This window comes from Streptomyces coelicoflavus, assembly GCF_045041415.1.
Taxonomy (GTDB): Bacteria; Actinomycetota; Actinomycetes; order Streptomycetales; family Streptomycetaceae; genus Streptomyces; species Streptomyces coelicoflavus.
Genome location: NZ_CP108218.1, coordinates 6805077 through 6829404, shown reverse-complemented (window position 1 = coordinate 6829404; position 24328 = coordinate 6805077). Strand labels below are relative to the sequence as shown.

The 24328-nt window shown below is 70.9% G+C and carries 21 protein-coding genes; 3 read left to right on the top strand and 18 right to left on the bottom strand.

Annotation, left to right across the window (positions count from 1 at the left end; all coding sequences use genetic code 11):
* Positions 1 to 58: 58 nt before the first annotated feature.
* From ruvX to OHA99_RS30675, 4 genes are read right to left on the bottom strand one after another with little or no spacing between them, the layout of a single operon-like run.
* On the bottom strand, positions 59 to 523 hold the full coding sequence (ruvX, locus tag OHA99_RS30690) for a Holliday junction resolvase RuvX (RefSeq protein WP_007447501.1): 465 nt from the start codon (positions 521 to 523) through the stop codon (positions 59 to 61).
* A gap of 35 nt (positions 524 to 558) precedes the next feature.
* The gene (gene alaS / locus OHA99_RS30685; RefSeq protein WP_405698422.1) at positions 559 to 3231 is read right to left on the bottom strand and encodes an alanine--tRNA ligase; all 2673 of its coding nucleotides are present in this window, start codon (positions 3229 to 3231) and stop codon (positions 559 to 561) included.
* Positions 3231 to 3590 carry a hypothetical protein gene (locus tag OHA99_RS30680; protein ID WP_164385436.1) on the bottom strand — a complete coding sequence of 120 codons (360 nt, stop codon included), beginning with the start codon at positions 3588 to 3590 and terminating at the stop codon, positions 3231 to 3233. Before OHA99_RS30680 ends, alaS begins: the two co-directional genes overlap by 1 nt.
* A 7-nt stretch (positions 3591 to 3597) precedes the next feature.
* Entirely contained in the window at positions 3598 to 4047 is a 450-nt protein-coding gene (locus OHA99_RS30675; RefSeq protein ID WP_007447510.1) for a DUF948 domain-containing protein, read from the bottom strand.
* Positions 4048 to 4212: 165 nt separating this feature from the next.
* Between OHA99_RS30675 and OHA99_RS30670 the strand changes: the two genes are divergently transcribed.
* Complete coding sequence (locus OHA99_RS30670; protein ID WP_405698421.1) at positions 4213 to 6402, top strand: ATP-binding protein; 2190 nt, start codon at positions 4213 to 4215, stop codon at positions 6400 to 6402.
* Between the two features lie 33 nt (positions 6403 to 6435).
* On the opposite strand, the gene rpsD is transcribed toward OHA99_RS30670, so the two are convergent.
* The 5 genes from rpsD to OHA99_RS30645 form a co-directional block, all read right to left on the bottom strand.
* The gene (gene rpsD / locus OHA99_RS30665) at positions 6436 to 7050 is read right to left on the bottom strand and encodes a 30S ribosomal protein S4 (RefSeq protein ID WP_031035730.1); all 615 of its coding nucleotides are present in this window, start codon (positions 7048 to 7050) and stop codon (positions 6436 to 6438) included.
* Positions 7051 to 7343: 293 nt separating this feature from the next.
* A complete protein-coding gene (locus tag OHA99_RS30660; RefSeq protein ID WP_153180735.1) occupies positions 7344 to 8699 on the bottom strand; it encodes a replication-associated recombination protein A in 1356 nt (451 codons plus the stop codon).
* A 69-nt stretch (positions 8700 to 8768) separates the two neighbouring features.
* The gene (locus tag OHA99_RS30655; protein WP_054101829.1) at positions 8769 to 9431 is read right to left on the bottom strand and encodes a vitamin K epoxide reductase family protein; all 663 of its coding nucleotides are present in this window, start codon (positions 9429 to 9431) and stop codon (positions 8769 to 8771) included.
* 194 nt (positions 9432 to 9625) lie between these two features.
* The gene (gene hisS, locus OHA99_RS30650) at positions 9626 to 10888 is read right to left on the bottom strand and encodes a histidine--tRNA ligase (protein ID WP_405698420.1); all 1263 of its coding nucleotides are present in this window, start codon (positions 10886 to 10888) and stop codon (positions 9626 to 9628) included.
* An 11-nt stretch (positions 10889 to 10899) separates the two neighbouring features.
* Positions 10900 to 11616, bottom strand: a complete 717-nt coding sequence (locus OHA99_RS30645; protein WP_405698419.1) for an MBL fold metallo-hydrolase — start codon at positions 11614 to 11616, stop codon at positions 10900 to 10902.
* 183 nt (positions 11617 to 11799) lie between these two features.
* Here OHA99_RS30645 and OHA99_RS30640 point away from each other — a divergent pair, with 183 nt between their 5' ends.
* Together OHA99_RS30640 and OHA99_RS30635 are read left to right on the top strand one after the other, a co-directional pair.
* Positions 11800 to 12651 (top strand): peptidylprolyl isomerase, encoded by an 852-nt coding sequence (locus OHA99_RS30640; RefSeq protein ID WP_153180732.1) that lies wholly within the window; start codon positions 11800 to 11802, stop codon positions 12649 to 12651.
* A gap of 135 nt (positions 12652 to 12786) precedes the next feature.
* The gene (locus tag OHA99_RS30635; protein WP_007447579.1) at positions 12787 to 14016 is read left to right on the top strand and encodes a DUF349 domain-containing protein; all 1230 of its coding nucleotides are present in this window, start codon (positions 12787 to 12789) and stop codon (positions 14014 to 14016) included.
* Between the two features lie 79 nt (positions 14017 to 14095).
* Here the strand turns inward: OHA99_RS30635 and relA are convergent, their stop codons facing one another.
* From relA to OHA99_RS30590, 9 genes are all read right to left on the bottom strand, one after another.
* Positions 14096 to 16639: a GTP pyrophosphokinase gene (relA, locus tag OHA99_RS30630; RefSeq protein ID WP_153180730.1), complete on the bottom strand. Its 2544-nt coding sequence runs from the start codon at positions 16637 to 16639 to the stop codon at positions 14096 to 14098.
* Positions 16640 to 16812: 173 nt separating this feature from the next.
* On the bottom strand, positions 16813 to 17361 hold the full coding sequence (locus OHA99_RS30625; RefSeq protein WP_153180729.1) for an adenine phosphoribosyltransferase: 549 nt from the start codon (positions 17359 to 17361) through the stop codon (positions 16813 to 16815).
* Positions 17358 to 18479: a protein translocase subunit SecF gene (secF, locus tag OHA99_RS30620; RefSeq protein WP_164385431.1), complete on the bottom strand. Its 1122-nt coding sequence runs from the start codon at positions 18477 to 18479 to the stop codon at positions 17358 to 17360. The genes OHA99_RS30625 and secF overlap by 4 nt, the downstream gene beginning before the upstream one ends.
* 3 nt (positions 18480 to 18482) lie before the next feature.
* A complete protein-coding gene (gene secD, locus OHA99_RS30615) occupies positions 18483 to 20318 on the bottom strand; it encodes a protein translocase subunit SecD (protein WP_405698418.1) in 1836 nt (611 codons plus the stop codon).
* 135 nt (positions 20319 to 20453) lie between these two features.
* Positions 20454 to 20963, bottom strand: a complete 510-nt coding sequence (gene yajC, locus OHA99_RS30610; RefSeq protein ID WP_007447567.1) for a preprotein translocase subunit YajC — start codon at positions 20961 to 20963, stop codon at positions 20454 to 20456.
* 175 nt (positions 20964 to 21138) lie between these two features.
* Positions 21139 to 22212 (bottom strand): Holliday junction branch migration DNA helicase RuvB, encoded by a 1074-nt coding sequence (ruvB, locus tag OHA99_RS30605; RefSeq protein WP_007447568.1) that lies wholly within the window; start codon positions 22210 to 22212, stop codon positions 21139 to 21141.
* Positions 22213 to 22259: 47 nt separating this feature from the next.
* Positions 22260 to 22865: a Holliday junction branch migration protein RuvA gene (ruvA, locus tag OHA99_RS30600; RefSeq protein WP_153180727.1), complete on the bottom strand. Its 606-nt coding sequence runs from the start codon at positions 22863 to 22865 to the stop codon at positions 22260 to 22262.
* A complete protein-coding gene (gene ruvC / locus OHA99_RS30595) occupies positions 22862 to 23419 on the bottom strand; it encodes a crossover junction endodeoxyribonuclease RuvC (RefSeq protein WP_042825785.1) in 558 nt (185 codons plus the stop codon). The genes ruvA and ruvC overlap by 4 nt, the downstream gene beginning before the upstream one ends.
* A gap of 112 nt (positions 23420 to 23531) precedes the next feature.
* On the bottom strand, positions 23532 to 24284 hold the full coding sequence (locus OHA99_RS30590) for a YebC/PmpR family DNA-binding transcriptional regulator (protein WP_007447571.1): 753 nt from the start codon (positions 24282 to 24284) through the stop codon (positions 23532 to 23534).
* Positions 24285 to 24328 lie beyond the last annotated feature (44 nt).

Below are 24328 nucleotides of genomic sequence, written 5' to 3'. Positions count from 1 at the left end.
GCTGTGCGGTGGCTGTTCGAATGCCTCCCGCATCGCGCGGAACGTTACCGTACCGCGATCAGATGACCACTTCGACGCCCTCGCCCGGGGGCCTGCCTGACACCCGTTCGGATTCCAGTGCCTGCTGGAGGATGATCACAGCGGCGGCCTGGTCGATGACGGACCGGCCCTTCTTGGACTTCACCCCGGAGGCGCGCAGCCCCTGGCTCGCGGTGACCGTCGTCATGCGCTCGTCGACCAGCCGGACCGGGACGGGCGCGATGCCCTTGGCCAGCTCCTGCGTGAAGCGCCTGACCTTGGCCGCGGCCGGGCCCTCGCCGCCCTTGAGGGAGCGAGGGAGGCCGACGACGACCTCGATGGGCTCGTACTCGGCGACCAGCTGCCGAAGGCGCCGGTGCGCCGCCGGGACGTCGCGGCCGGGGACGGTCTCCACCGGGGTGGCGAGGATGCCGTCGGGGTCGCAGGACGCGACCCCGATACGGGCGTCGCCGACGTCGATCGCCAGGCGGCGGCCGCGGCGCATCACCGGGGCGTCCGCCTGGTCGTGGGACGGTGTGCTCACTTGGCGGAGTCCGCCACGAGGCGCTCGACGGCGTCGACGGCGTCGCCGATCGCGGCCGGGTTCTGGCCGCCGCCCTGGGCGACGTCCGGCTTGCCGCCACCGCCGCCGCCGAGGGTCTTGGCGGCGGTGCGCACCAGGTCACCGGCCTTGAGGCCGCGCTCGCGGGCCGCCTCGTTGGTGGCGATGACCGTGAGGGGCTTGCCGCCCACCGTGGTGAACAGGGCCACGACCACGGCCCGGCCGCCCTGGATGCGGCCGCGCACGTCGAGGACCAGCTTGCGCAGGTCGTCGGCGGTGGTGCCGTCGGGGACCTGCCCGGTCACCAGGGCCACGCCGCGCACGTCCTTGGCGGAGTCGGCGAGGCCGCCGGCCGCCTGGAGGACCTTCTCGGCGCGGAACTTCTCGATCTCCTTCTCGGCGTCCTTGAGCTTGCCGAGCATCGCGGAGACCTTCTCCGGCAGCTCCTCCGGACGGCCCTTGATCAGCTCCTGGAGCTGGGCGACGACCGTGTGCTCGCGGGCGAGGAAGCTGTAGGCGTCCACGCCGACCAGGGCCTCGATACGGCGCACACCGGAGCCGATGGAGGACTCGCCGAGCAGCTTGACCAGGCCGAGCTGGGCGGTGTTGTGCACGTGGGTGCCGCCGCACAGCTCCTTGGAGAAGTCGCCGATGGTGACGACGCGCACGCGCTCGCCGTACTTCTCGCCGAACTCGGCGATGGCGCCCTGCTTCTTGGCCTCGTCGATGCCCATGACGTCGGCGCGCACGTCGAGGTCGCGGGCGAGCACCTCGTTGATCTTCTGCTCGACGTCGGTCATCACGGCCGTCGGCACGGCGGACGGCGAGCCGAAGTCGAAGCGGAAGCGGCCGGGCTGGTTCTCGGAACCGGCCTGGGCGGCGGTCGGGCCGAGGGCGTCGCGCAGCGCCTGGTGGGTGAGGTGGGTGGCCGAGTGGGCGCGGGCGATGGCCTTGCGGCGGCGGTCGTCGATGGAGGCCTGGGCCTTGGCACCGACGGTGACCTCGCCGACCTGGACGACGCCCTTGTGGACGTACACGCCCGGCACCGGCTTCTGGCAGTCGCGGATCTCGATGACGGCGCCGGTGTCGACCCGGATCCGGCCGGTGTCGCCGATCTGGCCGCCGCCCTCGGCGTAGAACGGGGTGCGGTCCAGGACGATCTCAACCTCGTCGCCCTCGGTGGCGGCCGGGGAGGAGGCGCCGTCGACGAGGATGCCGACGACCGTGGACTCGGTCTCGGTGTCGGTGTAGCCGACGAAGTCGGTGGCGCCTGCCTTGTCGGCGATCTCCCGGTAGGCACCGGCACCGGCGTGACCGGTCTTCTTGGCCTGGGCGTCGGCCTTGGCGCGCTCCCGCTGCTCCTTCATCAGGCGCCGGAAGCCGTCCTCGTCCACGGACAGCCCCTGCTCGGCGGCCATCTCCAGGGTGAGGTCGATCGGGAAGCCCCAGGTGTCGTGGAGCAGGAACGCCTTGTCACCGGCTAGGACGGTGCCGCCGGAGGCCTTGGTGTCGCTGACCGCGGTGTCGAGGATGTTGGTGCCGGCCTTCAGCGTCTTGAGGAAGGCGTTCTCCTCGGCGAGGGCGACCTTCTCGATCCGCTCGCGGTCGGTGACCAGCTCGGGGTACTGCTGCCCCATCATGCCGATCACGACGTCGATGAGGTCCTTGACGACCGGCCCGGTGGCGCCGAGCAGGCGCATGTTGCGGATGGCGCGGCGCATGATGCGGCGCAGCACGTAGCCGCGGCCCTCGTTGCCCGGGGTGACACCGTCGCCGATGAGCATCACGGAGGTGCGCATGTGGTCGGTGACCACGCGCAGGGACACGTCCGAGGCCTGGGCGTCGCCGTAGGCCACGCCGGTCAGTTCGGTGGCCTTCTTGATGACGGCCATGGAGGTGTCGATCTCGTACATGTTCTGCACGCCCTGCAGAATCATGGCGAGGCGTTCCAGGCCGAGGCCGGTGTCGATGTTCTTGCTCGGCAGCTCGCCGAGGATCTCGAACTCCTCCTTGCCGATGCCCTCGCCCCGCTCGTACTGCATGAAGACGAGGTTCCAGATCTCCACGTACCGCTCGTCGTTGACGGCGGGGCCGCCCTCGGCGCCGAACTCGGGGCCGCGGTCGTAGTTGATCTCGGAGCAGGGGCCGCAGGGGCCGGGGACGCCCATGGACCAGTAGTTGTCCTTCTTGCCGAGGCGCTGGATGCGCTCGGAGGGGACGCCCACGACGTCGTGCCAGATGCGCTCGGCCTCGTCGTCGTCCTTGTAGACAGTGATCCACAGGCGTTCGGGGTCGAGGCCGTAACCGCCCTTGTCCTGGGGGCTGGTGAGCAGCTCCCAGGCGTACTTGATGGCGCCTTCCTTGAAGTAGTCGCCGAAGGAGAAGTTGCCGCACATCTGGAAGAACGTGCCGTGCCGGGTGGTCTTGCCGACCTCTTCGATGTCCGGCGTGCGCACGCACTTCTGGACGCTGGTGGCGCGGTCGAAGGGCGGCTTGACCTCACCAAGAAAGTAGGGCTTGAAGGGCACCATGCCGGCCGGGACGAGGAGCAGAGTCGGGTCGTCCGCGATGAGCGACGCCGAAGGGACGACGGTGTGACCGCGCTCCTCGAAGAAGCTCAACCAGCGGCGACGAATCTCGGCCGACTCCATCAGTGGTCCTCATTCCGGTTGTACGAGTACGTCGTCGTCCTGTCGTCGACGACGTACTTGGGGTCCTTGCTGTTCTCGATGGCGGCGTGGTGCCTCAGTGCGGGCAGTTCACCGTCGACGGGGGCCTTCAGGCCCAGCGCGTCGTCCAGTTCGGCCTCCCGCTGGGCCATGTTGTCGCGGACGTCGAGCGCGAAGCCCACCGCGCGGTCCCTGACCCGGGCGCCCACGTCGAGCGCCTTGTTCGCCGCGGTGGCGGCGAGGCTGTCGGGGGTGAGCTGCTTGAGCTTCCGGTTGACCTTGGTGGTGGCCCACACACCGGCGGCCATGCCGGTGCCGAACCAGAACGTACGGCGGAACATCCCTCGGTCAGCCCTTCTTCCGCTTCGTCCGCCGCGCGGCCGGGAGCGTACGGCCCACGATCACGGTGCGCCGTGCCTGGCCGGCGGGGGCGGACATGTCCTCCTTGCGACCGCCGAGTGCCCGGCGCACGCCGTATCCGAACGCAGCGACCTTGACCAGCGGGCCGCCGAAGGTGGAGGCCACGGTGGTGGACAGCGCGGAGGCGTTCGAGGTGACCTCCTGGACGTCGGAGGCGATCGCGTCGACCCGGTCGATCTGGGTCTGCGCGCTGCGCACCGCCGCCGAGGCGTCGGCCAGCAGCGGGACGGCCTGGTCGGTCACGTCCGCCACGAGTTTGGTGGTCGTCCTGAGCGTCTGGGCCAGCCTCGCCAGTGCGACGGCGAGGAAGGAGACCAGGATCGCCCAGAAGACGGCCACCAGGATCCCGGCCACCTCGCCACCGGACACTGTGTGCACCCGCTCCCTGGAATACGTGCCTGAACATCGGGAAAGTCGTGCACCGAGCCTATCGCGCCGGGCGCGGGGCTCCGTACCGGATTCCCCGTCGCGCGCGGCGCGGTGCGGCCGGGCCGGCCGAGGCGATTGTACGGAGTGAATACGGTTCAGTACGCTCCGTGTTTCATGCGAGACCTTCGGCGCGACGGCGTCCCGCACGGCAATCTACCGCTGGAACTCGACGCCTTCGTGGGCAGAGCGACGGAGCTCGCGGAGCTGGCCGGGGCGCTGGATTCGGCACGGCTGGTGACCGTCACCGGGGCCGGCGGCGTCGGCAAGTCCCGGCTGGCCGCGCGGGCGGCCGGGCGCCGCTCGCCCCGGCACGGGGTGTGGCGGGTGCACCTCGCGCCGGTGCGGGACGAGGAGTTCGTCGACTACGCGGTCGTGGAGGCGCTGGGCCTGACCGACCACACGATCCGGCTGCCGCGCGAGACCCTGCTCGCGCACCTGGCCGGGCGGGAGCTGCTCCTGCTCCTGGACGGGGTCGAGCACCTGGTGGACGCCTGCGCGTCGCTGGTGACCGACCTGCTGGGCCGGGCCCCCGGGCTCAGGGTGCTGGCGGTGGGGCGCCGACCGCTGGACGTGGCCGGGGAGCGGCTGGTTCCGCTGGCGCCGCTGGGCACGGAGGAGGCTGTGGAGCTGCTGACGGTCCGGGCCGGGCAGCGCGGCGGTGTCCCCAGGTACGCCGTCGACCCGGACGCGGACCTGCGGGAGGTGCGCGAGCTGTGCCGGCGACTCGACGGGATCCCGCTGGCGGTGGAGCTGGCGGCGGGGCGGCTGGGCGCGCTGTCGCCGGGGCAGGTGCTGCGCCGCCTGGACGACCGGTTCCGGCTGCTGGCCGGCGGGGACCGCACCGCGCTGCCCCGGCACCGGACGCTACGCACGGCGATCGGCTGGAGCCACGAGCTGTGCACGCCGGCGGAGCGGCTGCTGTGGGCGCGGTTGTCGGTGTTCAGCGGGCCGTTCGACCTGGAGGCCGCCGAGTACGTGTGCAGCGGGGACGGACTGGCGGCCGAGGACGTGCTCGACGTGCTGACCGCGCTGCTCGCCCAGTCCGTGCTGACCCGCGAGGAGTCCCCCGCCGGGGTGCGCTACCGGATGCTCGACACGGTCCGGGCGTACGGCGCCGACTGGCTGGAGGCGACGGGGGACGCGGACCGGCTGCGGCGGCGGCACCGGGACTGGTACGTGGGCCTGGCGACCTGGTGCGAGCTGGAGTGGTTCTCGCCGCGCCAGGACGAGGTCGCCGCGCGGGTGGACGCGGAGCTGCCGAATCTGCGCAGCGCCCTGGAGCACTGCCTGGACGAGCCGGACGGCGCCCACCTGGGCCAGTACCTGGCAGGCGCCCTGTGGTTCCACTGGGTCGGCTGCGGGCGGCTGTCGGAGGGGCGGCACTGGCTGGAGCAGGCGGTGCGGCTGGAGGCGGAGCCGACGGCGGGCGAGCAGTCCCGGTTGAAGGCACTGTGGGTGCTCGCCCACGTGGCGATCCTCCAGGGCGACACGGTGCCGGCGCTGGCCGCGCTCCAGGAGTGCCGCCGGGAGGCGGAGCGCTCGGCGAACCCGACTGCGGTGGCGTACGCGGAGCACCGCACGGGCTGTCTGGCGCTGGTCACGGACGACCTGCCGCGCGCGGAGACGCTGCTGCGGTCCGCGCTGCACCGCTACCGGGAGATCGGCGAGCTGAACAGCAACGTGCTGATGGGCCAGGTGGAGCTGGCCATGGCCCGGGCGTTCCAGGGCGATCTGCCGGACGCGGTGCGCCTGTGCGAGGACGTGCGCCAGGTGTGCGAGGACCACGGCGAGCGCTGGGCCCGGGGGTACGCCCTGTACGTGCTGGCGTACGCGGCCTGGAGCGACGGCGACCCGGTGCGCGCCCGCGAGTTGCTCGCCGACTGCCTGGGCGGCGCGCACCGTTTCCGCGACCAGCTGGGCTCGGTGCTGGCGGTGGAGCTCCTGGCCCTGGTCACGGTGGCGGAGGGCGACGCGGCGGAGGCGGCGGTGCTCCAGGGCGCGGCGGGGCGGATGTGGCCGTCGGTGGGGCTGCCGCTGTTCGGCTCGGCGCACTACAACGCCCCGCACGAGCTGTGCGAGTCGGCGGCCCGGGAGCAGCTGGGCGACGAGCGGTACGTGGAGTGCGTACGGCACGGGGCGCGGCTGGGCCGCCGGGAGGCGGTGGCGCGGGCGCTGCGCCGGCCCGGGGTGCCCGCCTCGCTGCCGGCACCGCGGGCGGCGTCCGGGCGCCGTGGTGCGGCGGGGGCCGGCACGGCGAAGCCCGCCGCCTCGCCCACCCGGAAGGGCGGGGAGACGGCGGGCTGAGGTACCGCGGGTTGTACTGCGCCGGGGCTGGGGTCAGCGGGCGTAGTACTCGACGACGAGCTGCTCGTCGCAGATCACCGGGATCTCCTTGCGGTTCGGCTCGCGGTCCAGGCGGAACGCCAGGGCCTTGAGGTTCACCTGGAGGTAGCGCGGGGTCTCGCCGTCGGGGGCGAAGCCACCCTCGCGGGCGATGGTGAAGAGCGTCTTCTCCTTGGAGCGGTCGCGCACCTGCACGACGTCGTCCGGGCGGACGCGGAAGGACGGCTTGTCGACCTTCTGGCCGTTGACCTGGATGTGGCCGTGGACGACCATCTGGCGGGCCTGGTAGATCGTGCGGGCGATGCCCGAACGCAGGACCAGCGCGTCGAGACGGCGCTCGAGCTCGATGACCAGGGCCTCGCCGGTCTTCATGTTGGTCTTGGAGGCACGCTCGTAGGCGCGGACGAGCTGACGCTCGCTGAGGTCGTACTGCGCGCGCAGACGCTGCTTCTCGAGCAGACGGACCTTGTAGTCCGAGTTCTGCTTGCGGCCGCGGCCGTGCTCACCCGGCGGGTAGGGGCGGGCCTCGAAGTACTTGACGGCCTTCGGGGTCAGCGCGATGCCGAGGGCACGCGACTTCTTGACCTTGGGGCGGGGCTGGTTCGCCACTGTCTGTGTCTCTTTCCTGGATTTCCGGCTTGTCAGGGTTGAGGGAGGTCGCATCCGCAGCCGGGGAAACCCGCCGGGTCCGCTCGGGACCTGCCGGGCAGCCGCTCCCTGGTCTGGGCACATACGTGCAGCACGCGAGTGGCCCACCGACCGCTCCCGGAAGCCGGGTGGTGGTGGGCTGCCCGCGACACCGATCGACGGTGCGCGACGCTCCTGGAACCCCGGAGGGTTCCGGCCGGTTGTCCCGTTCTGACGGCACGGGACTCGGCACTCCGGGCGATTCTACAGGCTGCTCAGGACGGCTTGCGACCGAGGTGCCCGCGGGTCCACTCCACGGCGTCCGCGTACCGGGCCTCGGCGCCGTGCCGGGTCGGCGTGTAGTACGTCCGGTCCTTGAGTCCGTCCGGCGCGTACTGCTGGGCCGCGATGCCCTCGGGCAGGTCGTGCGGGTACACGTAACCCTGCCCGTGTCCCAGCTTGCCGGCGCCCTTGTAGTGGCTGTCGCGCAGGTGCGCGGGGACCGGTCCGGCGTGCCCCTTGCGCACGTCGTCCAGGGCGACGCCGATGGCGGTGGTCGCGGCGTTGGACTTGGGGGCCAGCGCCAGGGCGATGGTGGCGTGGCTGAGGGTGAGCGAGGCCTCGGGGAAGCCGATCATGGCGACGGCCTGTGCGGCGGCGACGGCGATCTGCAACGCGTTCGGATCGGCGAGGCCGATGTCCTCGCTGGCGGAGATCATCAGGCGTCGGGCGATGAAGCGGGGGTCCTCGCCGGCCTCGATCATCCGGGCCAGGTAGTGCAGGGCGGCGTCCACGTCGGAGCCGCGGATGGACTTGATGAGGGCGCTGGCGACGTCGTAGTGCTGGTCGCCGTCGCGGTCGTACTTCACCGCGGCCCGGTCGACCGTCTCCTCGAGGGTGGTCAGACCGATCTCCGCCTCGCCCTTGTCGAGCGCGGCCCCGGCGGCGGCCTCCAGCGCGGTGAGCGCGCGCCGGGCGTCGCCGCCGGCGATGCGCAGCAGGTGCTCCTCGGTGTCCTCGGGCAGGGCGAGGGCGCCCCCCAGGCCACGCTCGTCGGTCAGGGCGCGGCGCAGCAGGTCCCGGAGGTCGTCGTCGGTGAGGGGTTCGAGGGTGAGCAGGAGGGAGCGGGAGAGCAGCGGGGAGATCACCGAGAAGTACGGGTTCTCCGTGGTCGCGGCGATCAGGGTGACCCAGCGGTTCTCCACGGCCGGGAGCAGGGAGTCCTGCTGGGCCTTGCTGAAGCGGTGGATCTCGTCGAGGAAGAGGACGGTCTCCTTGCCGTACCCGCCGACCGCGCGCCGGGCGCCGTCGATGACCGCGCGGACCTCCTTGACGCCCGCGGTGATCGCCGACAGCTCCACGAACCGCTTGTTCGTGGCCTTGGAGACGACGTACGCCAGGGTGGTCTTGCCGGTGCCCGGCGGGCCCCAGAGGATGACCGAGGACGGCCCCGCGGGCCCGGACGCGCCCTCGCCGACCAGGCGGCGCAGGGGGGATCCGGGCTTGAGCAGGTGCTGCTGGCCGACGACCTCGTCGAGGGTGCGCGGGCGCATCCGCACGGCGAGGGGACTGCCGGTCGGGTCCTTCTCCTGGCGTTCTTCGGCTGCGGCGGTGAACAGATCGGGCTCCACGCTCTGAACCCTAAAGGACCGCACCGACAACGCGGCGGGCCCGGTGGGCCCGCCCGTGCGGAAGGCCGGTCAGCTGGTCCAGAAGTCCCACCAGCGGGTGAGGATCATCATGCCGATGATGCCGATGTGCAGCACCGGCAGGACCCAGGTGAACTCGCCGAAGAAGCCGCGCAGCCAGCCCGGCGCGGGCAGGAAGCCCTTGCGGACGTTGAAGGAGGTCACGTACCAGAACATCAGGATCGTGGCGACCCAGGCCAGGCAGCACCACAGGCACAGCGAGTTGATCCGGTACAGGGACTCGAACTGCAGCCAGGAGACGAAGCCGACGCCGAAGAGGCAGCCGGCGTTGAAGGTGAGCCAGTACCAGCGCGGGTAGGTGGCGCGGGCGAGCAGGCTCATACCGACGCAGATGACGATGCCGTAGGCGACGAGGCCGAGCATCGGGTTGGGGAAGCCGAAGGCGGAGGCCTGGTCGCTCTCCATGATGTTGCCGCAGGAGACGACCGGGTTGAGGCTGCAACCGGGCGTGAACGTGGTGCCGGCGACCTTGGCCTCGAGGATCTTCTGCTTGTCGATCGTGATGACCCAGGCGGCGAGCAGGCCGGCCGCACCCGTGATCACCAGCAGCAGGGCGAGGGCGCGGCTGCCGCCCTCGGTGCGCGGGGTGCGGGTGCCGCTGTCCGGCGCGGACTCTGCCACGGTGGAGACGTCCTTCACTGTCGTCTTGCTCATCACGCCGATTCCGTCACTGGAGAGTGGGACCTGCTTCGGGCAGGGGCCATTGTGCCGCACAAGCCTGTAGGGGCACCGTTCGATGAGCCTATGAACGGACCGGCGGTCACTCCCGAGCGGCACGTTTTGGCCACCATCCGTTCCCCAGGGGCACGCGCGAGCGAAAACACGTGGCCCCTGGGGGTGCGGGCGGGCTAGCCGAGCCTCGACTCCAGCTCCGCGACGATCTCGTTGACGCCGATCGCGGTCTGCTCGCCGGACTCCATGTCCTTGAGCTGGACGACGCCCTCGGCCAGGTCGCGCTCGCCCAGGACCAGGGTGTAGCGGGCGCCGGAGCGGTTGGCCGCCTTCATCGCGGCCTTGAGCCCCTTGCCGCCGTAGGAGAAGTCGGCGGCGACGCCGTTCTTGCGCAGCTCGGTGACCTTGGCGAAGAGGATTCGGCGGGCCTCCTCGCCCAGCGGGACCGCGAACACCGAGGTCGCGGACGGGATGTCCAGTTCGATGCCCTCCGCCTCCAGGGCGAGGACGGTGCGGTCGACGCCGAGCGCCCAGCCGACCGAGGGCAGCGAGGGGCCGCCGATCATCTCGGACAGGCCGTCGTAGCGGCCGCCACCGCCCACCGCGGACTGGGAGCCGAGGCCGTCGTGGACGAACTCGAACGTCGTGCGCGTGTAGTAGTCCAGGCCGCGCACCAGCTTCGGGTCGTCCTCGAAGACCACGCCCGCCGCCGTGATCAGCTCGCGCACCTCCTCGTGGTACGCCTTGCAGGCGTCGCACAGGTAGTCGCGCAGCAGCGGGGCGTCGGTGAGCTGCTTCTGCACCTCCGGGCGCTTGTCGTCCAGGATGCGCAGCGGGTTGATCTCGGCGCGGCGCAGGGTCTCCTCGTCCAGGTCGAGCCCCCGCAGGAAGTCCTGGAGCGCGGCCCGGTAGACGGGACGGCACTCCTTGTCGCCCAGGGAGTTGAGCAGGATGCGGAAGTTCCGCAGGCCGAGCGCGCGGTACGACTGGTCGGCCAGGATGATCAGTTCGGCGTCCAGGGCCGGGTCCTCGGCGCCGATCGCCTCGGCGCCGACCTGGGAGAAGTGGCGGTAACGGCCCTTCTGGGGGCGCTCGTAGCGGTACTGCGAGCCGGAGTACCAGACCTTCACCGGCAGGTTGCCCGCCTTGTGCAGGTTGGCCTCCAGGACCGCGCGCAGCACGGGAGCGGTGGTCTCCGGGCGCAGGGCGAGGCGGTCGCCGCCCTTGGTCTCGAAGACGTACATCTCCTTGGTCACGATGTCGGTGGACTCGCCGACGCCGCGCGCGAACAGCTCGACGTTCTCGAAGCCGGGCGTCTCGATGTAGCCGTAGCCGGAGTTGCGCAGCGGGGCGGCGATCGCCTCGCGGACCGCCAGGAACTTGGCGGAGTCGGGCGGCAGCAGGTCGTACGTGCCCTTGGGGGCCTTGAAGGTGCTCACGGAAGGTCTCGTCACATTCCTCGTCGGGGCGCGTTCGGAGCGCTGTTCCCTTGGTGGCCTGCGGCCACTTGCCGCAAGTACGGGTTGGTGGCGCGCTCCTGGCCGATGGTCGTCTGGGGGCCGTGTCCGGAGAGCACCACGGTCGAGTCGTCGAGCGGCAGGCACACGCGTGCCAGGGACTCGAGCATGTCGTCCATGGAGCCACCGGGGAAGTCGGTGCGTCCGATGGAGCCGGCGAACAGCAGGTCGCCCGAGAACATCACCGGCGGGATGTCCGCCGCCTCGGGCAGGCCGAAGGTCACCGACCCCTTGGTATGGCCCGGGGCGTGCGCGACGGTCAGCTCCAGGCCCGCCAGCGCCAGCTGCGCGCCGTCGGTCAGCTCCTTGACGTCGTCCGGCTCCCCCACGGTCAGCTCGCCCATGAGCGGCATGCCGATGCTGCGGCCGATCCCCCTCTCGGGGTCGCTCATCATGAAGCGGTCCTCGGGGTGGATCCAGGCCGGCACGTCGTGGGCGCCGCACACCGGGACGACCGAGGCGACGTGGTCGATGTGGCCGTGGGTGAGGACGACGGCGACGGGCTTGAGCCGATGCTTGCGGATCGCTTCCTCGACTCCGGGGGCCGCCTGGTGGCCCGGGTCGATGATCACGCACTCCTCACCGGCGGCGGGGGCGACGAGGTAGCAGTTCGTCCCCCAGGCACCGGCGGGGAACCCGGCAATGAGCACGATCGTCCTTCGTTTGGGTCGGTACGGGTGGGCTTGCGAACGGGTCGCGCCCATGGTCAGAGCCTACCGGCGGTGCCGATTCCTCAGCGAACCCATATACGGTACGGGGCTACACGCCCACGGTCGGCTCATCGCACCCACGCGTACCGGTCGGCACACGAAGACGCATGAGGAGAGAACCCGGTGGTCACCCAGGAGCAGCGGCGGCGTCAGCTCGCCCGGGAGAAGTTCTTGCGCCAGCAGCAGCGACGCACCTCCGCGCGACGCAAGGCGCGCATGCGCAACGCCGCGATAGCGTCGGTGCTCGGCGTGATTCTGATCGGCAGTGTCGCGCTGTACACGACCGGCGTGGTCCTGGGGGACGACGACGACAAGACGAACGCGAGCGCGGAGGTCACTCCGAGCGCCTCGGCGCCGAGCAAGGCTCCGGACCCGTGCGACAAGCCGGCCGAGGGCAAGGTCAAGACGCAGACCTGGAAGAAGGAACCTGCGATGACCGTCGACGAGTCGGCGAAGTACACGATGAAGCTGGAGACGACGTGCGGTGACATCGACATCGCGCTGAAGGCGAAGGCGGCACCGCACACCGTCAACTCGTTCGACTTCCTGGCCGGGAAGGGCTACTTCGACCACACCAAGTGCCACCGGCTCACCCCCGAGGGCATCTACGTCCTCCAGTGCGGTGACCCGAAGGGCACCGGCGCGGGCGGCCCCGGTTACACCATTCCCGACGAGAACCTCAAGGACGAGAGCCTCAAGGGCAACGTCTACCCGGCGGGCACCGTCGCGATGGCCAACCAGTACAACCCGCAGGCGCAGCAGGGGCGTGACACCGGAGGCAGCCAGTTCTTCCTGGTCTACCAGGACAGCCAGCTGCCGCCCGACTACACGCCGTTCGGCACGGTGTCCGACGCCGGGATGAAGGTTCTCAAGAAAATCGCGGCGGCCGGGGCTCAGGCACCCGACCCCACGACGGGCAACACGGCGCCCAACGCGACGGTCGTGATCGACAAGGCCACGGTCACGAAATCCTGACCCTCATCAGCGAAAGTTCGGTCGTGCGGGATGCGGACAGGCCCCCCGCCGGTCGCCTATGTTGGCCGTGACGAAACTGTGGACGATGCCCGGGGGTAGCGAAGCCCTCCGCAGGCATCATGTGGAGGAGGCGCTGTGAGCAGCGACCCGTGGGGCCGCGTCGACGAGACGGGGACCGTGTACGTGCGTACGGCCGACGGCGAGCAGGTCGTCGGTTCCTGGCAGGCAGGCTCCCCCGAGGAGGCACTGGCCTACTTCGAACGCAAGTACGAAGGCCTGGTTGTCGAGATCGGCCTCCTCGAGAAGCGGGTGAAGACCACCGACCTGTCGGCCAAGGACGCCCAGACCGCCGTCGACCACCTGCGCGAGCAGGTGGACGCGCACCACGCGGTCGGCGACCTGGACGCGCTGCGGGCCCGGCTGGACAAGCTCGTCGCGCTGGTGGAGACCCGGCGCGAGGAGCGCAAGGCCCAGCGGGCCAAGCAGTCCGACGAGGCGCGCGGTGCCAAGGAGGCGCTGGTCGCCGAGGCCGAGGAGCTGGCGCGCTCGGACCAGTGGCGGGCGGCCGGTGAGCGGCTCCGGTCCCTGGTGGACACCTGGAAGGGCCTGCCGCGCCTGGACCGCAAGTCCGACGACGAGCTGTGGCACCGCTTCTCGCACGCGCGCTCGGCGTTCTCCAAGCGCCGCAAGCAGCACTTCGCGCAGCTCGACGCGCAGCGCGAGGAGGCCCGCCGCACCAAGGAGCGGCTGGTCTCCGAGGCCGAGGCGCTGTCGAACTCGACGGACTGGGGACCGACGGCCGCGCGCTACCGCGACCTGATGTCCGAGTGGAAGGCCGCGGGCCGCGCCCAGCGCGAGCACGAGGACGACCTGTGGAACCGCTTCCGCGGCGCCCAGGACGTGTTCTTCGCCGCCCGCAGCTCGGTCTTCGCCGAGCGGGACGCCGAGCAGACGGAGAACCTGAAGCTCAAGGAGGAGCTGGTCACGGAGGCCGAGAAGCTCGTCCCGGTCACCGACCTCAAGGCGGCCCGTGCCGCGTTCCGTTCGGTCAACGAGCGCTGGGAGGCGATCGGCCACGTGCCGCGCGACGCCCGGCCGAAGGTCGAGGGGCGGATGCACGCGGTCGAGCGGGCCCTCCAGGAGGCCGAGGAGGCCGAGTGGCGCCGGACCAACCCGGAGGCACGCGCGCGTGCCGAGGGCCTCACCGGCCAGCTCCAGGCCGCCGTGGACAAGCTGCGCTCCCAGATCGAGCAGGCGCGCAGCCAGGGCAACGACGCCAAGGCCGACAAGCTCGCCCGTGAGCTGGAGGGCCGCCAGGCGCTCCTCGACCAGGCGCTCAAGGGGCTGCACGAGTTCGGCGGCTGACGGTCGCAGGCCGCACAGGAGAGGGGCTCCCGTACGCGATGTACGGGAGCCCCTCTCCTGTGTGCGCCTGTGCTGCCCGCTACGACGGCCTGCGCGCCGAGGTCACCCGGTACACGTCGTAGACGCCCTCCACGCCGCGTACGGCCTTCAGGACGTGGCCGAGGTGCTTGGGGTCGCCCATCTCGAAGGTGAAGCGGGAGGTGGCGACGCGGTCGCGGGAGGTCTGGACGGCCGCCGAGAGGATGTTGACGTGCTGGTCGGACAGCACGCGGGTGACGTCCGAGAGGAGCCGTGAGCGGTCCAGCGCCTCGACCTGGATGGCGACCAGGAAGACCGAGGACTGGGTGGGCGCCCACTCGACCTCGAGGATGCGCTCGGGCTCGCGCGAGAGCGAGTCCACGTTCACGCAGTCGCTGCGGTGGACGGAGACGCCGCTGCCGCGGGTGACGAAGCCGATGATCGGGTCGCCGGGGACGGGCGTGCAGCAGCGGGCCAGCTTGACCCAGACGTCCTCGACGCCCTTGACGACGACGCCCGGGTCGGCGTTGGCCCGGCGCTTGCGGCCGCGGCCGCGGGACGGCGGGACCGACTCGTCGATCTCCTCGGTGGCCGCCTCCTCGCCGCCGAGCGCCTGGACCAGCTTCTGCACGATGTTCGGCGCGGAGACATGGCCCTCGCCGATCGCGGCGTACAGCGCGGAGATGTCCGAGTAGCGCATCTCGTGCGCGAGCGTGACCAGCGAGTCGCCGGTGAGGATGCGCTGGATCGGCAGGTTCTGCTTGCGCATCGCGCGGACGATGGCGTCCTTGCCCTGCTCGATCGCCTCGTCGCGGCGCTCCTTGGAGAACCAGGCGCGGATCTTGTTGCGGGCGCGCGGCGACTTCACGAAGCCCAGCCAGTCGCGGGAGGGGCCCGCGCCGGCCGCCTTGGAGGTGAAGACCTCCACCAGGTCGCCGTTGTCCAGGGTGGACTCCAGCGGCACCAGCCGCCCGTTGACCCGTGCCCCTATGGTGCGGTGACCCACCTCGGTGTGGACGGCGTAGGCGAAGTCCACGGGGGTGGCGCCGGCCGGGAGCGCTATGACGTCGCCCTTGGGGGTGAAGACGAAGACCTCGTTGCGGGAGAGGTCGAAGCGCAGGGACTCCAGGAACTCGCCGGGGTCCTCGGTCTCCTTCTGCCAGTCGAGCAGCTGGCGCAGCCACGCCATGTCGTTGAGGTGGTCGTCCTTGCTCTTGCCGGACGACCTGGGGGCGTCGCTGCGCACCTTGGAGGCGCCGGCGACGGCCTCCTGCTTGTACTTCCAGTGCGCGGCGATGCCGTACTCCGCGCGGCGGTGCATGTCGAAGGTGCGGATCTGCAGCTCGACGGGCTTGCCGCCGGGCCCGATGACCGTCGTGTGCAGCGACTGGTACATGTTGAACTTGGGCATCGCGATGTAGTCCTTGAACCGCCCCGGAACCGGGTTCCAGCGGGCGTGGACCGTGCCGAGCGCCGCGTAGCAGTCGCGGACGGTGTCCACCAGGACGCGGATGCCCACCAGGTCGTAGATCTCCGCGAAGTCACGGCCGCGGACGATCATCTTCTGGTAGACGCTGTAGTAGTGCTTGGGGCGGCCGGTGACGGTCGCCTTGATGCGGGCCGCGCGCAGGTCCTGCTGGACCTCGTCGGTGACGACGGCCAGGTACTCGTCGCGCTTGGGGGCGCGCTCGGCGACCAGGCGGACGATCTCGTCGTACATCTTGGGGTAGAGGATCGCGAAGGCGAGGTCCTCCAGCTCCCACTTGATGGTGTTCATGCCCAGGCGGTGGGCGAGCGGCGCGTAGATCTCCAGGGTCTCGCGCGCCTTCTTCTCCTGCTTCTCGCGCTTGAGGTAGCGCATGGTGCGCATGTTGTGCAGGCGGTCGGCGAGCTTGATGACCAGGACGCGGGGGTCCTTGGCCATGGCGACGACCATCTTGCGCACGGTCTCGGCCTGCGCGGCCTCGCCGAACTTGACCTTGTCCAGCTTGGTGACGCCGTCGACGAGGAGGGTGACCACGTCGCCGAAGTCGCGGCGCAGGTCCTCCAGGCCGTACTCGGTGTCCTCCACGGTGTCGTGCAGCAGCCCGGCCATCAGCGTGGCCGGATCCATGCCCAGCTCGGCGAGGATGGTGGTGACGGCGAGCGGGTGCGTGATGTACGGGTCGCCGCTCTTGCGCTTCTGGCCGCGGTGCCAGCGTTCGGCGACCTGGTAGGCGCGCTCGATCTGGCGCAGGGTCGCCGTCTCGATCTTGGGGTCGTTGCCGCGCACTATGCGCAGCAGCGGCTCCAGGACCGGGTTGTACGGGTTGGCGCGCTGCACGCCGAGGCGGGCGAGGCGGGCGCGGACGCGGTTGGAGGAGCCGGAGCGGGCGGGCTGCCCGCCGGGGGCGCGCACGACGGGCGCGTTCTGCGGGCGCTCGGAGGGGAGCGACTTGGGGCGCGGCTGCTGCTCGGCGGGCTTGTCGACCGGCGCGGACGGGGCGTGCTGGATCGGTCCACGCGTGTCGTTCTTCGCCTGGGGCCCGCTCGGCGCGGGCTTCGCCGCGGGCGCCGAGGCGGACTCGGGCTTTGCGGCGGTCAGTGGCTGGGCCTCGTCTGGCAAGAGGACTCCTCGTGCGCGATCCGGGTCCCCCGGTCAGGCTCCGGATACCCCATGGTAGCGATCCTGCCCTCCAGGATCGCCTTCTGGCCAATGTGAGGGCTGTCAACTGCTGCAACGTCCGGGGCGGGCGCCGGATTCCTCCGGGCCCGCCCCAGCCGTGCGGTTCGCGTGGTTCAGACCGTGAGCAGCGCCTTCAGCGGGGCACCGGCCAGGGCCGGCTCCAGCCGGGCCCGCCCGCCGAGGAAGCCCAGCTCCATCAGGACGGCGAGGCCCGCGACCTCGGCACCGGCCCGGCGGATCAGCTCCAGCGAGGCCCCGGCGGTGCCGCCGGTGGCGAGGACGTCGTCGACGACCAGCACGCGGTCGCCCGCGCTGAGGTCCTCGGCGTGCACCTCGATCTCGGCGGAGCCGTACTCCAGGTCGTACGCCTGGCTGAGCGTGGCTCCGGGGAGCTTGCCCGCCTTGCGCACGGGGATGAAGCCGAGGCCCGCCCGCAGGGCCACCGGGGCGCCGAGGATGAAGCCGCGCGCCTCCAGGCCGACGACCTTGGTGGCGCCGGTCCGCCCGGCGACCTCGGCGAGGGCGCCGGTCAGGGCGGCGAACGCCGTCGGGTCCGCCAGGAGCGGGGTGATGTCCTTGAACATCACGCCCGGCTCCGGGTAGTCCGCCACGTCCCGGATGCGGCTGAGGAGCAGCTCCGTGATGTCGGTCGTTTCGGTCATCGGCGCTTCCCCGACGGTCGGCCGCGTCCCCTGCCGCGGGACGTGGGCTGGTTGCGGGGCCCGACGACCGCGGCTGCCGCGTCGTCGGTCCCGTCGTCCGCGTACGGTGCCTCGTCCGCGGCGGCCGGTGCCTGCTCGCCCTTGGCCGACGCCTGGGCGCGCTTGGCGAGGACCCGCTTCTTGAGGGACTTCATCTGCGGCTCGGCCTCCTTGAGGTCGGCGACGAGCGGCGTGGCGATGAAGATGGACGAGTAGGCACCCGCGGCGAGACCGACGAACAGCGACAGCGAGATGTCGTTGAGCATGCCGGCGCCGAGCACACCGCCGCCGATGAACAGCAGGCCTCCCACCGGCAGCAGCGCGACCACCGTGGTGTTGATGGAGCGGACCAGGGTGCTGTTGATCGAGCGGTTGGCGATCTCCGCGTAGGTCCAGCGGGTCTGTTTGGTGATGTCCTTCGTCTGCTCCTTGAGGCTGTCGAAGACGACGACCGTGTCGTAGAGCGAGTAACCGAGGATCGTCAGCAGACCGATCACCGTGCCGGGTGTGACCTCGAAGCCGACGAGGGCATAGATGCCCACCGTGATGGTGATGTCGTGGATCAGGGCGACGAAGGCGGCCAGCGCCATCCGCCACTCGAACGCGATCGCCAGGTAGATCACCACGAGGACCATGAAGATCCCGAGGCCCTGCCAGGCCTTGTTCGCGATCTGGTCGCCCCAGCTGGGACCGACCAGGTCGGCGTTGACCTTCTCCGCCGGGACGTCCAGCTTCTGCGAGAGGTCTTCCTTGATCTGGTCCGACTGCTGGGTGTCGGTGCCCGCGATCTGGATGCGGAGGCTGCCGTCACCGAGCTTCTGGACGATCGCGTCGTGGCCGGACGCCTCCTCCGCCCAGGTCTCGGCCTGGGCGACGGAGGCACTCATGTTCTTCGGGGTGGTGAAGACCGCGCCGCCCTGGAACTCGATGCCCATGTGCAGGCCGCGCACCGCCAGGCCGACGATGGCCGTGATGGTGATGAGGATCGAGATGCCGTACCAGATCTTGCGGTTCTTGACGAAGTCGTAGCCGACCTCGCCGTGGTGCAGTCGGGCGCCGAGTGTGCCGAGCTTCGACATCTCTCACGCCTCCTTCGGGTCGACAGGGCCGGCGGCAGGACGGGACGGACGGCGGGTGCGTCGCAGCGGGGGCTTGGCACCCAGGGCCTTGGGGTCGAGGCCGGACCACTTGTGACCGCTCGCGAAGAACTTGCGCCGCGCCATCAGCGTCAGCAGCGGCTTGGTGAAGAGGAACACCACCACCACGTCGAGCAGGGTCGTCAGACCCAGCGTGAACGCGAAGCCCTGCACCTTGCCGACGGTGACGACGAAGAGCACCGCGGCGGCGAGGAAGGACACGAAGTCGGAGACGAGGATGGTGCGCCGGGCGCGCGGCCAGGCCCGCTCGACGGCGGGACGCAGCGTGCGGCCCTCCCGGATCTCGTCGCGGACGCGTTCGAAGTACACGATGAACGAGTCCGCCGTGATGCCGATGGCGACGATGGCACCGCACACGGCCGGCAGGTTCAGCGCGAAGCCGATGGTCGGGCCGAGCAACGCCATGATCACGTACGTGAGGCCGGCCGAGACCAGCAGCGAGCAGACGGCGATGAACGACAGTCCGCGGTAGTAGAACAGCAGGTAGAGGACGACCAGGGCGAGGCCGATCGCGCCCGCGATCAGACCGGCCTTGAGCTGCTCACCGCCCAGCGCGGCGGTGACGGTGGTGACGCTGTCCTCCTTGAAGGTCAGCGGCAGCGCGCCGTAGGACAGCATGTTGGCGAGGCTCTGGGCCTCTTCCTGGTCGAAGCTGCCGGAGATCTCCGCGCTGCCGCCGGTGAGAGCCTGGCTGACGTACGGGTCGGAGACGACCTCGTTGTCCAGGACGATGGCGAACTGGTTCTGCGGGGACTGGTTCTTCGCCAGCTTGCCGGTGATGTCCGCGAACTTCTTGCTGCCCTCGTCCGTGAACTTCATCGTCACGGTCCAGCCGGCGCCGGACTGCGTGTTGTAGACGGCCTCGGCCTCGTCGACCTCGGTGCCGTCGACCGCGGCGGCGCCGAGGATGTACTTCTGCCACTGGCCCTGCGAGTTCTGGCCGCAGGCCACGGTCTGCTCGCCGGGCTTGGCGCCGTCGCCCGCCTTGGCGCGGGCGTTCGCGTCGGTGCAGTCCAGGGCCGCGTACTGCTGCTGCAGCTTGGCGGCGGAGTCGTCGCCGGAGGCGCTCGGGGACGGGGAGGCGCCGTCGGAGCTCGTCGCGGAGGGGCTCGGGTCGGCCTTCAGGGCGTCGCTGGCGGCGCGGCCCTGGGTGGTGGCGCTCGCCGAGGCGGAATCGGACGGCGTGCCGCTGGCCTTGTCCCCGTCGGTGGCCTTGTCCTTGTCGGTCGCCTTGTCGGTCGCCTTGTCGGTGGCCTTGTCCTTGTCGGTCGCCTTGTCGGTCGCCTTGTCGGTGGCCTTGTCCGAGGCGCCGCCGGTCTCACTCGCCGAGGGGGTGCCGGTCGCGTTGGCGCCGGAGAGTTCGGTGGCGAGGACCGGACGGAAGTACAGCTTGGCGGTGGTGCCGACCTGCTGGCGGGCTTCCTTCGAGTTCGTCCCCTTGGGGATGTTGACGATGATGTTCCGGTCGCCCTGGGTCTGAACCTCGGCCTCGGAAACACCCAGCCCATTGACACGGCGGTTCATGATCTCGACCGCGGTGTCCATGTTGGTCTTGTTGATCGCGGACTCCTGGCCGGCCTCCGGGACGGCCCGGAGCGTGATGCTCGTGCCGCCCGCCAGGTCGATGCCGAGACGCGGAGTCGTGTGTCCGGAGGCGAACATGCCGCCGGTGAGCGCCACAATGGCGATCAGGATCAGGGCCAGCGAGCGCCCGGGCTTACTCTGAGCGCTCGCATTCTTTCCCTTTTTAGGTGCTACCACCTTGGTGTACTCCCTCTCGGGCCGCTTCGCGCCCAGAAGGCGTCACCGGCGGCCATCACATGGTGTCCGGATCCGTGCGAGCCGCGCGTCACGCGGGGTGCGCGGGAACCCGTCCCGCGCACCCCGGGGCACGGCTTACTTCGCCTCGGAACCGCCGTCGGACTTCTTCGCCTGCTCGTCCGCCTTCGCCTCGGCGGGCGCGGCGTCGACCGTCGGCTCGTCGGCCGTCTCGTCGGCGGGCTCGGCCTTCTTGCCGAGGTCGACGGACTTGTCGTCGGAGGCGTCGTTGTCGGAGGCGTCGGACTCGGTGAGGGAGGAGGCGTCGTCGGGGACGACGTCCGCGTCGGACTTCAGGTCGTGCTCGATGCCGTGGACGATGCGGTTGTACTCGTCGTCGGTGAGGACGGCACCGATGGAGTTCTTGGCGAAGAGCAGCTCGACGCCCGGGCCGGCGTCGAGGAGGACCGTGTCGTCGTTGACCTCCTTGACCGTGGCGTACATGCCCCCGATGGTGCGGACACCGGTTCCGGGCTGCATCTCGTTCCGCATGTTGGCGGCCTGCTGCTGCTTCTTCTTCGCCGACCGGGTCATCAGGAACATGGCCCCGATGAGCACGATGAACGGGAGGAGGGTCACGAGACTCACGGGTCGGTACTTCCTTCACACGACCGCGATGGTGAGCGGCCTGATGGTTGGGGGTGTGTACGCCGCCGACAAGGGCGGCATCGGCGGAGTCTAGGCGAGTCCGCGCGCATGGAACAACGCCCAGCATGGCACCGGGGTTCCTGCTCCGGCGAATGTGCCCCGTGTGAGCGGGTCGTCACGCCCCGAACAAGTCCTGTTGTCCGTTTCCTGAACTCTGCGAACGCGGCGGAGTGAGACCGAGGTGTGCCCATGCGGCCGGAGTGGCCACCCGCCCGCGTGGGGTGCGGGCGAGCAGACCCTCCCTGACGAGGAAGGGTTCGGCGACCTCTTCCACTGTCTCACGCTCCTCCCCCACGGCGACGGCGAGCGTGGACAGGCCGACCGGTCCGCCGCCGAACAGCTTGAGGAGGGCCTCCAGCACGCCCCGGTCGAGCCGGTCCAGGCCCCGGGCGTCGACCTCGTAGACGGCGAGGGCGGCCTCGGCGATCTCCTGGGTGATCAGGCCGTCGGCCTTGACCTGGGCGTAGTCGCGGACCCGGCGCAGCAGGCGGTTGGCGATGCGGGGGGTGCCGCGGGAGCGGCCGGCGATCTCGGCGGCGCCGGTGGGGTCGATCTCGACGTCGAGCAGGCCGGCGGAGCGGTGGATCACGCGCTCCAGTTCGGCCGGTCCGTAGAACTCCATGTGGGCGGTGAAGCCGAAGCGGTCACGCAGCGGGGGCGGCAGCAGTCCCGCGCGCGTGGTGGCGCCGACCAGGGTGAACGGGGGCAGCTCCAGCGGGATGGCGGTGGCGCCGGGGCCCTTGCCGACGACGACGTCGACGCGGAAGTCCTCCATCGCCATGTAGAGCATCTCCTCGGCGGGCCGCGACATGCGGTGGATCTCGTCGAGGAAGAGGACCTCGCCCTCCTGGAGGGAGGAGAGGATCGCCGCGAGGTCGCCGGCGTGCTGGATCGCGGGTCCGGAGGTGATGCGGATGGGGGCTTCCATCTCGGCCGCGATGATCATCGAGAGCGTGGTCTTGCCGAGGCCGGGGGCACCGGACAGGAGCACGTGGTCGGCGGTGGCCCCGCGGGCGCGTGCGGCGCGCAGCACCAGGTCGAGCTGCTCGCGGACCTTCTCCTGGCCGATGAACTCGCCGAGGTCCTTGGGGCGCAGGGCGGCCTCCACGGCCTGGTCCTCGCCGTCGGCGACAGCGCCCACCAGCCGCTCGGCTGCGGCCTCCGCGTCGGTCGTGTCGTCCCAGTTCACTTCGTTCTCCTTGCCGTGGCGCACCGGGTCGGTGGTGGCGGGCGGGGTCAGCGGGCGCGGTTCAGCGTCTGGAGGGCGGCCTTGAGCAGTTGGCCCACCTGCGGGGTGCCCCCGGCGGCCTCCGCCTGCGGCGCCACGGCGGAGACGGCCTCGTCGGCCTCCCGGGTGGCGTACCCGAGGCCGATCAGGGCGGCGTGCAGCTGGTCGCGCCAGCCGGTGCTGACCGGGGCGCCGACGGCGGGGGCGCCGATCGGCTCGCCGAGCCGGTCCTTCAGCTCCAGGAGCAGCTTCTGCGCGCCCTTCTTGCCGATGCCGGGGACGGCGGTGAGCGCCTTCTCGTCTCCGGTGGAGACGGCTCTGCGCAGGGCGTCGGGCTGGTGCACGGCGAGCATGGCCTGGGCGAGGCGGGGTCCGACACCGCTGGCGGTCTGGAGCAGTTCGAAGACCTGGCGCTCGTCGTCGTCGGCGAAGCCGTAGAGGGTGAGCGAGTCCTCGCGGACGACGAGGGAGGTGGCGAGCCTGGCGGGCTTGCCGAGCCGCAGGGTGGAGAGCGTGTTCGGCGTGCACTGGACGGCCATGCCGACGCCGCCGACCTCGACCACCGCGGCGTCGGGGGCGAGGGCGGCCACGGTGCCGCTGACGAAGGCGATCATGTCGTACGGCCTTTCGGGACGTGCGGGGTGCGGGGGGCGCGGGACGCGTGCAGGGCCGCGGCCTGCTGGAGCCGGTTCTGGGCGGGGGCGCGCCAGATGTGGCAGATGGCGAGGGCCAGGGCGTCGGCGGCGTCGGCCGGCTTGGGCGGGGCGGCGAGCCGCAGCAGGCGGGTGACCATGGCGCCGACCTGTGCCTTGTCGGCGCGGCCGCTGCCGGTGACGGCGGCCTTGACCTCGCTGGGGGTGTGCAGGGCGACGGGGATGCCGCGCCGGGAGGCGCACAGGATGGCGACGGCACTGGCCTGGGCGGTGCCCATGACGGTGCGGACGTTGTGCTGGCTGAAGACGCGCTCCACGGCGACGAACTCCGGCCGGTGCTCGTCCAGCCACTGCTCGATGCCCTGCTCGACGGCGACGAGACGGTGGCCGAGGTCGGCGTCCGCGGGCGTGCGGACGACGCCGACGCCGATCATGGTGAGCGGCCGGCCCGCGACACCCTCCACGACGCCGACCCCGCAACGGGTCAGCCCCGGGTCCACCCCCAGTACGCGCACGTACCCGGCCCCTCTCGTCGATCACCTGTTTGTGCAGGCTATCGGGTGCCACCGACAAAGCGACGGGCCGACGGGTTGTGTCCCCGTCGGCCCGCTGAGCACAGGGCGCGGCCTATGCGTCCACCTTCTCCATGACCTCGTCGCTCACGTCGAAGTTGGCGAAGACGTTCTGCACGTCGTCGCTGTCCTCCAGGGCGTCGATCAGCCGGAAGATCTTCCGGGCGCCCTCCTCGTCCAGCTCGACCTGCATGGTCGGGACGAAGTTGGCGTCGGCCGACTCGTAGTCGATGCCGGCCTCCTGGAGGGCGGTGCGGACCGCGACCAGGTCGGTGGCCTCGCTGAGCACCTCGAAGGACTCCCCGAGGTCGTTGACCTCCTCCGCCCCCGCGTCCAGGACGGCGTCGAGGACGTCGTCCTCACCCAGCTCGCCCTTGGGCACGATCACGACGCCCTTGCGGTTGAACAGGTACGACACCGAGCCCGGGTCGGCCATGGAGCCGCCGTTGCGGGTCATGGCGACGCGGACGTCGGAGGCGGCGCGGTTGCGGTTGTCGGTGAGGCACTCGATGAGCACCGCGACGCCGTTGGGGCCGTAACCCTCGTACATGATCGTCTCGTAGTCGGCGCCGCCGGCCTCCAGGCCGCCGCCGCGCTTGACCGCGGAGTCGATGTTCTTGTTCGGGACCGACTGCTTCTTCGCCTTCTGGATGGCGTCGTACAGCGTCGGGTTGCCCTCGATGTCGACGCCGCCCATGCGCGCCGCAACCTCGATGTTCTTGATCAGCTTCGCGAAGAGCTTGCCGCGCTTGGCGTCGATCACGGCCTTCTTGTGCTTCGTCGTAGCCCATTTAGAGTGGCCGGACATCTGCCTGTCTCCTTCGCGTAACCCATCTCCTGCAACGAACGCAG